Here is a 13212-nt window from a genome sequence, read left to right on the forward strand (position 1 = left end):
CGCCACCCGGCTTTTTCTTATCCAATGCTAAATGGATCTGCATCCTGCCAGGCCGGAAACTTCTCCCGATACTCCTTTAACGCCGTTAACGAGATCTCAGCGTCAATTCGTGTCGCCTGATGCGGCTCGGCGGTGGCAATAATCTCACCCTGCGGACTGATCACCCGGCTGTCACCGCGATAGTGATGCCCGTTGCCGTCCGTTCCTACGCGGTTACAGCCAACGACATAAGCCTGATTTTCAATCGCGCGCGCGGTCAATAAAGCCTGCCAGTGCAGGGAGCGTGGGGCGGGCCAGTTGGCGACGTACAACGCCAGGTCATAATCGTTGCGGTTGCGCGACCACACCGGGAAGCGCAGGTCATAGCAGACCAGCGGCAGAATACGCCAGCCGCGCCATTCAAATACCACGCGTTCGTTTCCGGCTTCATAATGTTGATGTTCATTCGCCATGCGGAACAGGTGGCGCTTATCGTAGAAATGGACGTTTCCTTCCGGCTCGACCAGCAGGAAGCGATTGACCGGCCCGCGCCCGGTCTGGAGCGCGACGCTGCCAGCAATCAGCGCGTTTGTTTCCTGCGCCCTGGCGTGCATCCAGGCCACCACCTCGTCCTGCGGCATGGACTGTTTTGCTGCCTCCATCGCGAAACCTGTGGTGAACATCTCCGGCAGGACAATCACATCGCGTCCGGTAATCTCTTCCAGCTGGCGATCAAAATGGCGAAGGTTGGCGGGGCCGTCCATCCACACTAAAGGTTGCTGCAAAACAGAAATCTTTAAACCAGGCACGATACAGGCTCCTTAATAAACACTTTTTGACACTGTAGCACGTCATTACCAGAAAATGTGGCAATAAAAAACCCCGCGCGGGGCGGGGTTTGTGAGAGCAAAATACCTTATGCCGCTTCAGGTTTGCGGTGCTTCTCTGGCAGCTTTACCGGCTGAGTCGCCAGCTCTTCTGGTTCGAAATCATCCACGTTAATACTGCGCAGACGGCTCTCTTCGGCTTTCACCAGAATCGCAGCTTCGCTGTTGTCGATGATGCCACCCGCCAGCGCCTGTTTTGCCAGCTCATCCAGTCGTGTAAACGGCAGGTTTTTGCCCAGCTGTTTGCAGATCTTCTGGTGAATCGGGTCGGCGGCCATCACGTCAAGCAGCGCTTCTTCCAGCAAACCTACCGGGTTATGCGGGGTAGGTTCCAGGTATTGACCACGGCCAATACGGGAACGGGTTGCGCTTGGTACCTGGAGGATCTTCGCCACTTTATGATCCAGCTTGTCAGACGGTGCCAGATGGTGACGACCGGTCGGGAAGATCACCGCGCGCAGGGCGCCCGCCACGAAGCGGTTCGGGAAGTTTGCCAGCAGGTCGTCAATCGCCTGTTCCGCCTGATACATCGCATCCTGCACGCCCCAGTGCACCAGCGGCAGATCCGCTTCCTGACGGCCTTCATCGTCGTAGCGTTTCAGCACCGCAGAGGCCAGGAAGATCTGGCTCAGCACATCACCCAGACGGGCGGAGATGCGTTCGCGACGCTTCAGGCTTCCGCCCAGAACGGCCATGGAGACGTCAGACAGCAGCGCCAGGTTAGCGCTCAGACGGTTCAGGTGTTGGTAGTAACGTTTGGTTGCATCGCGGGTCGGCGTCGCGCTGGTCAGCCCCCGCGTCAGGCCGAGCCAGAAGCTGCGAACTTCATTGCTGCCAACGTGACCGATATGTTTGAACAGCAGCTTGTCGAAGGCATCCACGTCGTTATTCTGCGCGGCGGCCATCTCTTCCAGCACGTACGGATGGCAACGAATCGCCCCCTGGCCGAAGATCATCATGCTGCGGGTCAGGATGTTTGCCCCTTCCACGGTGATGGCAATCGGTGCGCCCTGATAGCCGCGCGCCAGGAAGTTGCCTTCGCCAAGCATAATGCCTTTACCGCCTGCGATATCCATTGCATCAATAATTGACTGCTGTGCGCGGTGGGTACAGTGGTACTTCACAATCGCCGACAGCACGGCAGGTTTTTCGCCCAGCATAATACCGTAGGTAATCAGCGAGGCTGCGGCGTCCATCACGTAGGCATTGCCCGCAATACGCGCCAGCGGCTCTTCGATACCTTCCATCTTGCCGATGGAGATTTTGAACTGACGGCGGATATGCGCGTAAGCCCCAATCCCCATCGCCACCGATTTCAGACCGCCGGTAGAGTTCGATGGCAGTGTAATGCCGCGGCCCACCGACAGACATTCCACCAGCATACGCCAGCCCTGACCGGCCATTTTAGGTCCACCGATGATGTAGTCAATCGGCACAAAGATATCCTGACCGCGAGTCGGGCCGTTCTGGAACGGTACGTTCAGCGGGAAATGACGACGACCAATTTCAACCCCCGGAGTCGAGGTTGGGATCAGCGCACAGGTAATGCCCAGATCTTCTTCACCACCCAGCAGTTTTTCCGGGTCAGAAAGTTTGAACGCCAGACCGAGTACGGTGGCGATAGGCGCCAGGGTGATATAACGTTTGTTCCAGGTCAGGCGCATGCCCAGCACCTGTTCGCCCTGCCATTCGCCCATGCAGACCACGCCAGTATCCGGGATCGCACCGGCATCAGAACCGGCTTCCGGGCTGGTCAGCGCGAAGCACGGAATTTCCTGACCACGCGCCAGACGCGGCAGATAGTGATCTTTCTGCTCTTCCGTACCGTAATGCTGTAACAGCTCGCCCGGGCCTAAGGAGTTTGGCACGCCAACGGTGATCGCCAGGATCCCGGAAACACCCGCCAGTTTTTGCAGGACGCGAGCCTGAGCGTAAGCGGAGAATTCCAGACCGCCGTACTCTTTCTTAATGATCATCGCGAAGAAGCGATGCTCTTTCAGATATGCCCACAGCTCAGGCGGCAGGTCGGCCATTTCGTGAGTGATGGCAAAATCGTTCGCCATGCGGCAGGCTTCTTCCACCGGGCCGTCAATAAAGGCTTGTTCTTCGGCGGTCAGACGCGGCTGCGGGTAGTTGTGCAGCTTTTTCCAGTCCGGGTTGCCCTGGAACAGATCGCCTTCCCACCAGGTCGTGCCCGCATCAATCGCCTCTTTCTCCGTGCGCGACATCGGCGGCATCACTTTACGGAATCCCTTGAACACCGGCGCGGAGATCATCGACTTACGCATCGGCGTCAGGTTAAACGGCAGCAAAATGATTGCCAGGGGAACAAGTACCCAGATATTCCACAGGCCAACGACGCCAAGTGCAGCCGTCCAGGCCAGAAGAATCAGGCTACTCAGGAATAAACTGACACGGTGATAGAACAACACCCCGAGCAGCACAACGGTTGCGAAAATGCTCAAAATCATCATAAAGAAAAGCTCCCTTGCTTGTAGGAGGTCTGACCACTTGTGATGATATGGTTGTAGTTGATGTCATTTCCTTTAGCAATGTGTTTACAAAATAATTACAACCTGGTTCACATTGTTCGCGTTTTAGCCGGCACAAAAAATCAAAACGCCGGACGATTCGCATGGCTTTAGCTTCTCGCTTTTACTGCTATCCGGTACACTCCACTGTGTTATTTCATCAATACTGAAGGATTATCCTCATGTACCAGGATCTTATTCGTAACGAATTGAACGAAGCGGCGGAAACGCTGGCGAATTTTCTGAAAGATGATGCCAATATTCACGCTATTCAGCGCGCGGCGGTCCTGCTTGCCGACAGTTTCAAAGCCGGCGGTAAAGTGCTCTCCTGCGGTAACGGCGGTTCCCACTGTGACGCCATGCACTTCGCCGAAGAGCTGACCGGACGCTATCGCGAAAACCGTCCGGGCTACCCGGCGATTGCGATTTCCGACGTGAGCCACATCTCCTGTGTAGGCAACGACTTCGGTTACGACCATATCTTTTCCCGCTACGTTGAAGCCGTAGGCCGTGAAGGCGACGTGCTGCTGGGGATCTCCACGTCCGGTAACTCCGCTAACGTGATCAAAGCGATCGCCGCCGCGCGTGAGAAGGGCATGAAAGTGATCACCCTGACCGGGAAAGATGGCGGTAAGATGGACGGTACAGCGGACATTGAAATCCGTGTACCACACTTCGGTTATGCGGATCGCGTTCAGGAAATTCACATCAAAGTGATCCACATCCTGATCCAACTGATCGAAAAAGAGATGGTTAAGTAAGACTTCGCTGGGGGGCGCCGGTGCCCCCCGCAGTTGTGGAGGTGTTCTATGTGCGAACTGCTCGGGATGAGCGCCAATGTGCCAACCGATATCTGCTTTAGTTTCACCGGGCTGGTTCAGCGCGGTGGAGGAACCGGGCCGCATAAAGACGGCTGGGGCATTACCTTCTACGAAGGCAAAGGATGTCGCACGTTTAAAGATCCACAGCCCAGCTTTAACTCACCCATTGCCAGACTGGTGCAGGACTATCCTATTAAATCCTGTTCGGTGATCGCCCATATCCGCCAGGCCAATCGCGGCGAAGTGGCGCTGGAAAATACCCATCCGTTTACCCGTGAACTGTGGGGACGTAACTGGACCTATGCGCACAATGGGCAGCTCTCGGGCTATAAATCACTGGAAACCGGTAATTTTCGTCCTGTCGGTGAAACGGACAGCGAAAAAGCATTTTGCTGGCTGCTGCACAAGCTGACCGAGCGCTACCCCCGTACGCCCGGCAACATGACCGCAGTATTTAAGTACATAGCGTCACTGGCGTCTGAGTTACGCGAGAAGGGCGTGTTTAATATGCTGCTGTCTGACGGACGCTACGTGATGGCATTCTGCTCGACGAATCTGTTCTGGATCACCCGACGTGCGCCGTTTGGCGTCGCCACGCTGCTCGATCAGGATGTGGAAATTGATTTTCAGAAGGAGACCACACCGAACGATGTGGTCACTGTCATTGCAACGCAGCCGCTGACGGGCAACGAAACCTGGCAAAAGATCATGCCAGGCGAGTGGGCGCTATTTTGTCTCGGGGACCGCGTAATTTGACGCCAGCTGAGGCTGAACCACTTCATGGCTGAGCGGTTTACTCACCACGTAACGGCCATTGACGATGGACACCACCGGCGGCTTATGGGTCTGCTCGAAGTAGTCATAACCCGGTTTTAGCTGTTTCCAGAAATCTGTGTAAACAGAGTACTTATGGCGCGCCATGTTGGCATCCGTCATACGGAACGGATAGATGCTGACCTGAACATTCGGCTGGCCGAAGACCAGTGCGCCCGTGACAAACTGGAAGATTTCATCAATGCCGGAATCCGTCATCGCATAACAGCCGACAGACACGCAGGCGCCGTGGATCATCAGGTATTTCCCTTCGTAACCGTGCGCACGGTCGAAGGCATTGGGGAAACCGATGTTAATCGCTTTATAGAAGCGGCTGTCCGGTTTTAGCTGGTTACGCTGAACGTTGTAAAACCCTTCCGGACTTTTGAAGTCACCCTGGCGCTGTTTCGGCCCCAGTCCGCCAGAATAGTTACAGATTTTGTAGCTATCGAGCAGTTGATACGTCTCGCCCATTTTGACAAACAGATCGAGTGTGCGCTCTTCCTTGAAGATTTGAATATAAACAGGGGATCCCATCAACTGCTGTTTATACTCTTTGCTGACCGGCGTCGTTGAACTATTACTGCCAAGCAGCCCGGCAAACGACATGCACGGTATCAGAAGCATCGCAATGAACAATGCGATTTTACGCATACTACTGGTTCCTTGATAAAACAATGACCAACTTGCCAGAACGGCAAAAGACACCCGAAATCAGACTAATCTGGACAGGAGCGCTCACATTAGCACCGATGGAGATTTTCGCAAGAGCCAACCTTTGCGTTTACAAATTAGTTTTACTTTATAACCCATTCATATTGTCCTGACTCCAGGAACTTTGCGCAATAGCTCGCATTTCGGCGCGCCAGACGGCGGATTTACTGCCCTTGGCAGGGCCGAAAATGGTACACTCCGGCCTCTCTGGATTGTTGTTCATGGATACCTGCTAACCACATGTTTAGAATCAGAAAAGGACTCGATCTGCCAATCTCTGGCGTGCCTGAACAGCACGTAACGACCGGCGCCAGTATTCATCATGTCGCTATTGTGGGTGATGATTACGTGGGCATGCGCCCCGCGATGCTGGTACAGGAAGGCGATCGTGTAATAAAAGGCCAGGCACTCTTCGAGGATAAAAAAAATCCTGGCGTTATGTTTACAGCCCCTGCCAGCGGCACCGTTGCCGCCATCCATCGTGGTGAGCGTCGCGTTCTGCAATCGGTAGTTATTCAAATTGAAGGCGATGAGAAACGCGAGTTTGCGCGTTTTGACGCCGCCGATCTCGCTACCCTCAGCCACGACGCGGTGCAGACGCAACTGCTGGAGTCAGGACTGTGGACGGCGCTTCGCACGCGTCCCTATAGCAAAACGCCCGTACCTGGCACTGTGCCAGCCGCTATCTTCGTTACGGCCATCGACACCAACCCGCTCAGCGCGGATCCGCAGCCTCTTATCCTGGCGGAACGCAAAGCTTTCGATGCCGGCCTCACCGTGTTAACGCGCCTGACGCCGGGCAAAGTGCATGTCTGCCAGGCCAGCGGCGGTAAGCTGGGCGGGCATCCTCAAGGGCAGGTCGCCTTTAATGAATTTGCCGGCCCGCATCCGGCCGGACTGGTGGGAACGCATATTCATTTCCTGGAGCCGGTAAGCCTGACGAAACAGGTCTGGCATCTTAATTATCAGGACGTGATCGCTATCGGTAAGCTCTTCACCAGGGGGGAGCTGTGCGCAGAACGCATTATTGCCATCGGCGGCCCTCAGGCAACCCAACCGCGTCTGGTTCGCACGCTGCTTGGGGCAGACCTGACGGCGCTGTTGGCTGGCGAAACGAAAGAGGGTGAGAACCGCATTATTTCCGGCTCGGTGCTGAGCGGCAGACACGCGACAGGCCCGATGGCCTGGCTGGGTCGTTTCCATCTTCAGGTGAGCGTGGTGCTTGAAGGGCGCGAGAAAGAGCTGTTCGGCTGGGTGCTGCCTGGCGCAGAAAAATACTCGGTAACCCGTACCACGCTCGGCCACTTTTTGCGTCGTAAGCTGTTTAACTTCTCCACCAGCACCAACGGCGGTGAGCGCGCCATGGTCCCGATTGGCAACTACGAACGCGTGATGCCGCTGGATATTCTGCCCACTGTGCTGCTGCGCGATCTGCTGGCCGGCGATACCGACGGTGCCCAGGCGCTGGGCTGTCTGGAGCTGGACGAGGAAGATCTGGCGCTGTGTACCTATGTGTGTCCAGGTAAATACGAATATGGACCCGTATTGCGCGAGGTGTTAACCCGCATTGAGCAGGAAGGATAACCATGGGCTTAAAACACCTCTTTGAAAAAATTGAGCCGCACTTTACCGAAGGGAAGCTCAAAAAGTACTACCCGCTGTATGAAGCGACAACGACCATTTTCTACACGCCGGGTCTGGTGACGAAAGGCGCGGCGCACGTTCGCGACGCCATCGACCTCAAGCGAATGATGATTCTGGTCTGGTTTGCGGTCTTCCCGGCCATGTTCTGGGGGATGTATAACGTTGGGTTGCAGACTATTCCGGCGCTGCACCATATGTACGATGCAGAGCAGCTGGCGCAGGTGATTCAGTCTGACTGGCACTATCGTCTGGCGCAGTCGCTGGGGGTGAGCTTTGCGGCAGATGCAGGCTGGATCAGCATGATGACGCTGGGCGCTGTCTTCTTCCTCCCCATCTATATGACTGTCTTTATTGTGGGCGGTTTCTGGGAGGTTCTGTTCGCTATTATTCGCAAACATGAGATAAACGAAGGCTTCTTTGTTACCTCTATTCTGTTTGCGCTGATTGTTCCGCCAACGCTGCCGCTCTGGCAGGCGGCGATGGGGATCAGCTTTGGCGTGGTGATTGCCAAGGAGATCTTCGGCGGGACCGGACGCAACTTCCTCAACCCGGCACTGGCAGGGCGCGCGTTCCTGTTCTTTGCTTATCCGGCGCAAATCTCGGGCGACCTGGTGTGGACGGCAGCAGACGGATTCTCCGGCGCGACGCCACTTTCACAGTGGGCGGCAGGTGGCGGCGAAACGCTGGTTAACAATGCAACCGGACATCCTGTCACCTGGTTTGATGCGTTTATTGGCAATATTCCAGGCTCCATCGGTGAAGTGTCTACCCTGATGATTTTGATCGGCGGAGCCATCATCCTCTTTGGCCGCGTGGCGTCCTGGCGCATTGTCGCTGGCGTCATGCTTGGGATGGTCCTCACCGCCACGCTTTTCAATTTCATTGGTTCAGACACTAACCCGATGTTCTCCATGCCGTGGTACTGGCACCTCGTGCTGGGAGGCTTTGCGTTTGGCATGATGTTCATGGCCACCGATCCCGTCTCGGCTTCGTTTACCGACAGAGGAAAATGGTGCTACGGCGCGCTCATTGGGGTGATGTGTGTACTGATTCGCGTGGTCAACCCGGCCTATCCGGAAGGGATGATGTTGGCCATTCTGTTTGCCAATCTGTTTGCGCCGCTGTTCGACTATCTGGTCGTGCGCGCCAACATTAAGCGGAGGAAGGCGCGTGGCTGAGATCAAAAATAACGACAGTATCAGCAAAACGCTGCTGGTGGTGCTGGTACTGTGTCTGGTCTGTTCCATTGTCGTGGCCGGTTCTGCCGTAGGGTTGAAACCGCTACAGCAGGAGCAACGTGCGCTGGATAAACAGCGTAACATCCTGGCTGTTGCCGGGCTGATGCAGGAAGGCATGACGAAGGATGACGTCGCAGCGGTGTTTGCCGAACGCATTAGCGCACGGCTGGTGGATTTAAAAACCGGGGAGTTAATGGATAAAGACCCGGCGAAATATAACCAGGCGCTGGCGCTAAAAGATCCGCAGATGAGCACCATGCTTGACGCCTCGCAGGATCCGGCAGGCATTAAGCGCCGCAGCAATGTCGCGGAGATTTACCTCGTCCGCGACGAGCAAAAGCGCATCCAGGAAATCGTGTTGCCCATCTATGGCAACGGTTTATGGTCAATGATGTACGCCTTTGTGGCGCTGGATACCGATGGCCGTACGGTCAAAGGCATTACATATTACGATCAGGGCGAAACACCAGGGCTGGGGGGCGAAGTTGAGAACCCTAACTGGCGGGCACAGTTTGTCGGTAAAAAAGTGCTCGATGACAACGGCCAGCCTGCGCTGAAGGTGGTGAAAGGAGGAGCGCGTCCCGGTGATGAATTTGCCGTTGATGGCCTTTCCGGCGCTACGCTCACCTCTAATGGGGTGCAGCACAGCTTTGATTTCTGGATGGGTGAACTGGGCTTTGGTCCCTTCCTGAAGAATGTACGTGAAGGAGCGCTGAACAATGGCTGATACGGGTGAACTGAAAGAAGTTAAAAAGGTGCTGATTGGCCCACTTTTAGCCAATAACCCGATAACGCTTCAGGTGCTGGGCGTATGCTCGGCTCTGGCGGTAACCACTAAGCTGGAAACGGCGGTGGTTATGACGCTGGCGGTAACGCTGGTGACAGCGTTTTCCAGCATGTTTATCTCAATGATCCGCCACCACATACCCAACAGCGTGAGGATCATTGTCCAGATGGCGATCATCGCCTCACTGGTGATCGTGGTTGATCAGCTTCTGCGCGCCTTCGCTTATGAAACCTCGAAGCAGCTTTCGGTGTTTGTCGGCCTGATTATCACCAACTGTATCGTGATGGGGCGCGCTGAAGCCTATGCGATGAAAATGCCGCCACTGGCGAGCTTTATGGACGGTATCGGCAACGGGCTGGGTTATGGCGTGATCCTGTTGACGGTTGGTTTCCTGCGCGAACTTATTGGCAGCGGCAAACTGTTTGGCATTCCGGTGCTGGATACGGTACAGAACGGCGGCTGGTATCTGCCGAACGGTTTGTTCCTGCTGGCACCAAGCGCATTTTTCATTATCGGTTTGCTGATCTGGCTGATTCGTACGCTGAAGCCTGAACAGCAGGAAAAGGAGTAACCGACAATGGCTCATTACCTGAGTTTATTTGTGCGCGCGGTGTTTGTTGAAAACATGGCGCTCGCTTTCTTCCTGGGCATGTGTACGTTCCTTGCTGTTTCTAAGAAGGTATCGACGGCATTCGGTCTGGGTGTGGCGGTCACTGTTGTGCTGGGGCTTTCCGTTCCGATTAACAACCTGGTGTTCAACTTCGTGCTTCGCGATGGCGCGCTGGTGGAGGGCGTTGATCTTAGCTTCCTGAACTTCATCACCTTTATCGGGGTGATTGCGGCGCTTGTTCAGATCCTGGAGATGATCCTCGATAAATACTTCCCGTCGCTGTACAACGCACTGGGGATCTTCCTGCCGCTAATCGCGGTGAACTGCGCCATTTTCGGTGGCGTCTCATTTATGGTTCAGCGCGATTACAACTTCAGTGAATCGGTTGTGTATGGTTTCGGTTCCGGTATCGGCTGGATGCTGGCAATTGTCACCATGGCGGGGATCCGTGAAAAAATGAAATATGCCAACGTACCTGCGGGGCTTCGTGGCTTAGGGATCACCTTTATCACCACCGGCCTGATGGCGTTGGGCTTTATGTCCTTCTCCGGTGTGCAGCTATAAGGGCTAAAAGATGGAAATTATTCTTGGCGTGGTGATGTTCACGCTGATAGTACTGGTGCTGTCAGGGCTGATCCTGGCAGCGCGTGCGAAGCTGGTGAATTCCGGGGATGTGATCATTGATATCAATGACGATCCGCAGAATCAGATCCGTACCCCGGCAGGGGATAAGCTGCTTAACACGCTCTCCGGCAACGGGATTTTTGTCTCGTCTGCCTGTGGCGGCGGTGGCTCCTGTGGACAGTGCCGTGTGACGGTGAAAGAGGGAGGCGGTGATATTCTGCCAACAGAACTGTCGCATATCACGAAGCGTGAAGCGAAAGAGGGCTGCCGTCTGGCGTGTCAGGTCGCTGTGCGCCAGAACATGAAGATTGAGCTGCCGGAGGAGATCTTCGGCGTGAAAAAATGGGAGTGCGAAGTTATCTCTAACGATAATAAAGCCACGTTCATTAAAGAGCTCAAGCTGCGCGTTCCTGAAGGGGAGAGCGTCCCGTTCCGTGCGGGTGGGTATATCCAGATTGATTGTCCGGCACACACCGTGGCGTATGCTGACTTCGACGTGCCCGAGGAGTACCGGGCCGACTGGGATAAATTTAACCTCTTCCGCTTTGTTTCCGAAGTAAACGAGCCCGCGCTTCGCGCTTATTCCATGGCTAACTACCCGGAAGAGAAGGGCATTATTATGCTCAACGTGCGTATCGCCACGCCGCCGCCGAATGTGCCTGATGCACCCCCTGGCGTCATGTCGTCCTATATCTGGTCCCTCAAGCCTGGTGACAAAGTGACGATTTCCGGCCCGTTCGGCGAATTCTTTGCCAAAGACACCGACGCGGAAATGGTCTTTATCGGCGGCGGTGCGGGTATGGCGCCGATGCGTTCACATATCTTTGACCAGCTCAAACGCCTTGGCAGCAAGCGCAAGATCAGCTTCTGGTACGGGGCGCGTTCACTGCGCGAAATGTTCTATGACGATGAGTTTGAACAACTGGCACGTGATAACCCTAACTTTACCTTCCATGTGGCGTTATCCGATCCGCAGCCGGAAGATAACTGGACAGGTTATACGGGCTTCATCCACAACGTGCTGTATGAAAATTACCTCAAACAGCACCCGGCACCGGAAGATTGCGAGTTTTATATGTGTGGCCCGCCAATGATGAACGCTGCCGTGATTAAGATGCTAAAAGATCTTGGCGTGGAAGATGAGAACATCATGCTCGATGATTTCGGAGGTTGATTATGCTGACCTTTCTGGCGACCTTTGCGGTGTTTGTACTGGTGATATTCGGGATGTCCTTAGGCTGGATCATCAAGCGTAAAAGCATTCAGGGCAGCTGTGGAGGTATATCTTCCATCGGAATGGAAAAAGTGTGCGATTGTCCGGAACCGTGCGATGCGCGAAAAAAACGGATGGCTCGCGAGCAGCAACGCATTATTTAGTCTTGTATGTCGGGTAAGGCAACGCCGCCACCCGACAATTCCCACGCATACTTCTCAACCCTCATTTGTTTACTGTATACTTATCCAGTAATGAGTGAGGGCTTACTATGCGCAAAATAATCCATGTCGATATGGACTGCTTTTTTGCCGCAGTGGAGATGCGTGACAACCCGGCGCTGCGGGATATTCCCATCGCCATTGGCGGCAGCCGGGTTCAGCGCGGTGTCATCAGCACCGCCAACTATCCTGCTCGCAAATACGGTGTGCGCAGCGCCATGCCGACAGCGATGGCGCTGAAACTGTGCCCGCATCTCACTCTTTTGCCCGGACGTTTTGATGCCTATAAAGAAGCATCGAGCCACATTCGGGAGATCTTCTCCCGCTACACCTCTCTGATTGAACCGTTATCGCTGGATGAAGCCTATCTGGATGTCACCCACAGCGTGCACTGCCACGGCTCCGCCACCCTGATGGCGCAGGAGATCCGCCAGACTATTTTTAACGAGCTGAACCTGACGGCATCGGCAGGCGTCGCGCCGATAAAATTTCTCGCCAAAATCGCCTCCGATTTAAATAAGCCCAACGGCCAGTACGTCATCACCCCGGAAGAGGTTCCGGCGTTTTTAAAGACGCTGCCGCTCAGCAAAATCCCCGGCGTGGGCAAAGTCTCCGCCGCAAAGCTGGAAAGTATGGGGCTACGCACCTGTGAAGACGTTCAGCGCAGCGATCTGGCGCTGCTGCTTAAGCGTTTTGGTAAGTTTGGCCGCGTACTGTGGGAACGCAGTCAGGGCATTGATGACCGGGATGTGAACAACGAACGGCTGCGTAAATCGGTCGGCGTTGAACGCACGCTGAGCGAAGATATCCATGACTGGACAGAGTGTGAAACCATTATTACGGAACAACTCTATCCTGAGCTTGAACGACGCTTACTGAAGGTCAAACCAGATCTGCTTATTGCCCGGCAGGGCATCAAACTGAAATTTAACGATTTTCAGCAGACGACGCAGGAACACGTCTGGCCACGCCTCAACAAAGAGGATCTTATTGCGACGGCAAAAAAGGCATGGGAAGAGCGGCGGGGCGGACGAGGGGTAAGGCTGGTGGGGCTGCACGTCACATTGCTGGATCCTCAGCTGGAGCGTCAGCTGGTGCTGGGACTGTAGATTAGGCTAATCGTAGGCCCG

Annotated in this window: 13 protein-coding genes; 10 read left to right on the top strand and 3 right to left on the bottom strand. The window is 54.9% G+C overall.

The window, feature by feature from the left end; all coding sequences use genetic code 11:
• Positions 1 to 17: 17 nt before the first annotated feature.
• Entirely contained in the window at positions 18 to 788 is a 771-nt protein-coding gene (locus ACOT1A_RS19305; RefSeq protein WP_105323031.1) for an amidohydrolase, read from the bottom strand.
• A gap of 107 nt (positions 789 to 895) precedes the next feature.
• Complete coding sequence (gene fadE, locus ACOT1A_RS19310; RefSeq protein ID WP_038415395.1) at positions 896 to 3340, bottom strand: acyl-CoA dehydrogenase FadE; 2445 nt, start codon at positions 3338 to 3340, stop codon at positions 896 to 898.
• A gap of 239 nt (positions 3341 to 3579) precedes the next feature.
• On the opposite strand from fadE, the gene lpcA reads away from it, so the two are divergent.
• Complete coding sequence (gene lpcA / locus ACOT1A_RS19315) at positions 3580 to 4158, top strand: D-sedoheptulose 7-phosphate isomerase (RefSeq protein WP_003863232.1); 579 nt, start codon at positions 3580 to 3582, stop codon at positions 4156 to 4158.
• Positions 4159 to 4206: 48 nt separating this feature from the next.
• Complete coding sequence (locus tag ACOT1A_RS19320) at positions 4207 to 4974, top strand: class II glutamine amidotransferase (protein ID WP_017383120.1); 768 nt, start codon at positions 4207 to 4209, stop codon at positions 4972 to 4974.
• Here the strand turns inward: ACOT1A_RS19320 and dpaA are convergent.
• Positions 4945 to 5685 (bottom strand): peptidoglycan meso-diaminopimelic acid protein amidase, encoded by a 741-nt coding sequence (gene dpaA / locus ACOT1A_RS19325; protein WP_006810008.1) that lies wholly within the window; start codon positions 5683 to 5685, stop codon positions 4945 to 4947. The genes ACOT1A_RS19320 and dpaA overlap by 30 nt on opposite strands.
• A 300-nt stretch (positions 5686 to 5985) precedes the next feature.
• On the opposite strand from dpaA, the gene ACOT1A_RS19330 reads away from it, so the two are divergent.
• From ACOT1A_RS19330 to dinB, 8 genes are all read left to right on the top strand, one after another.
• Positions 5986 to 7329, top strand: a complete 1344-nt coding sequence (locus ACOT1A_RS19330; RefSeq protein ID WP_045308935.1) for a Na(+)-translocating NADH-quinone reductase subunit A — start codon at positions 5986 to 5988, stop codon at positions 7327 to 7329.
• Between the two features lie 2 nt (positions 7330 to 7331).
• Positions 7332 to 8567, top strand: coding sequence for an NADH:ubiquinone reductase (Na(+)-transporting) subunit B (locus tag ACOT1A_RS19335; protein WP_063149356.1), 1236 nt, complete (start codon positions 7332 to 7334; stop codon positions 8565 to 8567).
• Positions 8560 to 9354: a Na(+)-translocating NADH-quinone reductase subunit C gene (locus tag ACOT1A_RS19340; protein ID WP_105323032.1), complete on the top strand. Its 795-nt coding sequence runs from the start codon at positions 8560 to 8562 to the stop codon at positions 9352 to 9354. Before ACOT1A_RS19335 ends, ACOT1A_RS19340 begins: the two co-directional genes overlap by 8 nt.
• Complete coding sequence (locus ACOT1A_RS19345) at positions 9347 to 9985, top strand: NADH:ubiquinone reductase (Na(+)-transporting) subunit D (protein WP_003863219.1); 639 nt, start codon at positions 9347 to 9349, stop codon at positions 9983 to 9985. The genes ACOT1A_RS19340 and ACOT1A_RS19345 overlap by 8 nt, the downstream gene beginning before the upstream one ends.
• A gap of 6 nt (positions 9986 to 9991) precedes the next feature.
• Positions 9992 to 10588 (top strand): NADH:ubiquinone reductase (Na(+)-transporting) subunit E, encoded by a 597-nt coding sequence (gene nqrE / locus ACOT1A_RS19350; RefSeq protein ID WP_003863217.1) that lies wholly within the window; start codon positions 9992 to 9994, stop codon positions 10586 to 10588.
• Positions 10589 to 10598: 10 nt separating this feature from the next.
• Entirely contained in the window at positions 10599 to 11822 is a 1224-nt protein-coding gene (nqrF, locus tag ACOT1A_RS19355) for an NADH:ubiquinone reductase (Na(+)-transporting) subunit F (protein WP_023299390.1), read from the top strand.
• 2 nt (positions 11823 to 11824) lie between these two features.
• Positions 11825 to 12025 (top strand): (Na+)-NQR maturation NqrM, encoded by a 201-nt coding sequence (gene nqrM, locus ACOT1A_RS19360; RefSeq protein ID WP_003863212.1) that lies wholly within the window; start codon positions 11825 to 11827, stop codon positions 12023 to 12025.
• Between the two features lie 107 nt (positions 12026 to 12132).
• Positions 12133 to 13191: a DNA polymerase IV gene (gene dinB, locus ACOT1A_RS19365; protein WP_032624796.1), complete on the top strand. Its 1059-nt coding sequence runs from the start codon at positions 12133 to 12135 to the stop codon at positions 13189 to 13191.
• Positions 13192 to 13212: the final 21 nt, after the last annotated feature.

The organism is Enterobacter cloacae complex sp. SYL003 (assembly GCF_049236925.1).
GTDB lineage: Bacteria > Pseudomonadota > Gammaproteobacteria > Enterobacterales > Enterobacteriaceae > Enterobacter > Enterobacter intestinihominis.

Bases quoted from the DNA above. Each gene is read 5' to 3' on its own strand.
- fadE (WP_038415395.1), bottom strand. From the start codon at position 3,340: ATGATGATTTTGAGCATTTTCGCAACCGTTGTGCTGCTCGGGGTGTTG.
- lpcA (WP_003863232.1), top strand. From the start codon at position 3,580: ATGTACCAGGATCTTATTCGTAACGAATTGAACGAAGCGGCGGAAACG.
- ACOT1A_RS19320 (WP_017383120.1), top strand. From the start codon at position 4,207: ATGTGCGAACTGCTCGGGATGAGCGCCAATGTGCCAACCGATATCTGC.
- dpaA (WP_006810008.1), bottom strand. From the start codon at position 5,685: ATGCGTAAAATCGCATTGTTCATTGCGATGCTTCTGATACCGTGCATG.
- ACOT1A_RS19330 (WP_045308935.1), top strand. From the start codon at position 5,986: ATGTTTAGAATCAGAAAAGGACTCGATCTGCCAATCTCTGGCGTGCCT.
- ACOT1A_RS19335 (WP_063149356.1), top strand. From the start codon at position 7,332: ATGGGCTTAAAACACCTCTTTGAAAAAATTGAGCCGCACTTTACCGAA.
- ACOT1A_RS19345 (WP_003863219.1), top strand. From the start codon at position 9,347: ATGGCTGATACGGGTGAACTGAAAGAAGTTAAAAAGGTGCTGATTGGC.
- nqrE (WP_003863217.1), top strand. From the start codon at position 9,992: ATGGCTCATTACCTGAGTTTATTTGTGCGCGCGGTGTTTGTTGAAAAC.
- nqrF (WP_023299390.1), top strand. From the start codon at position 10,599: ATGGAAATTATTCTTGGCGTGGTGATGTTCACGCTGATAGTACTGGTG.
- nqrM (WP_003863212.1), top strand. From the start codon at position 11,825: ATGCTGACCTTTCTGGCGACCTTTGCGGTGTTTGTACTGGTGATATTC.
- dinB (WP_032624796.1), top strand. From the start codon at position 12,133: ATGCGCAAAATAATCCATGTCGATATGGACTGCTTTTTTGCCGCAGTG.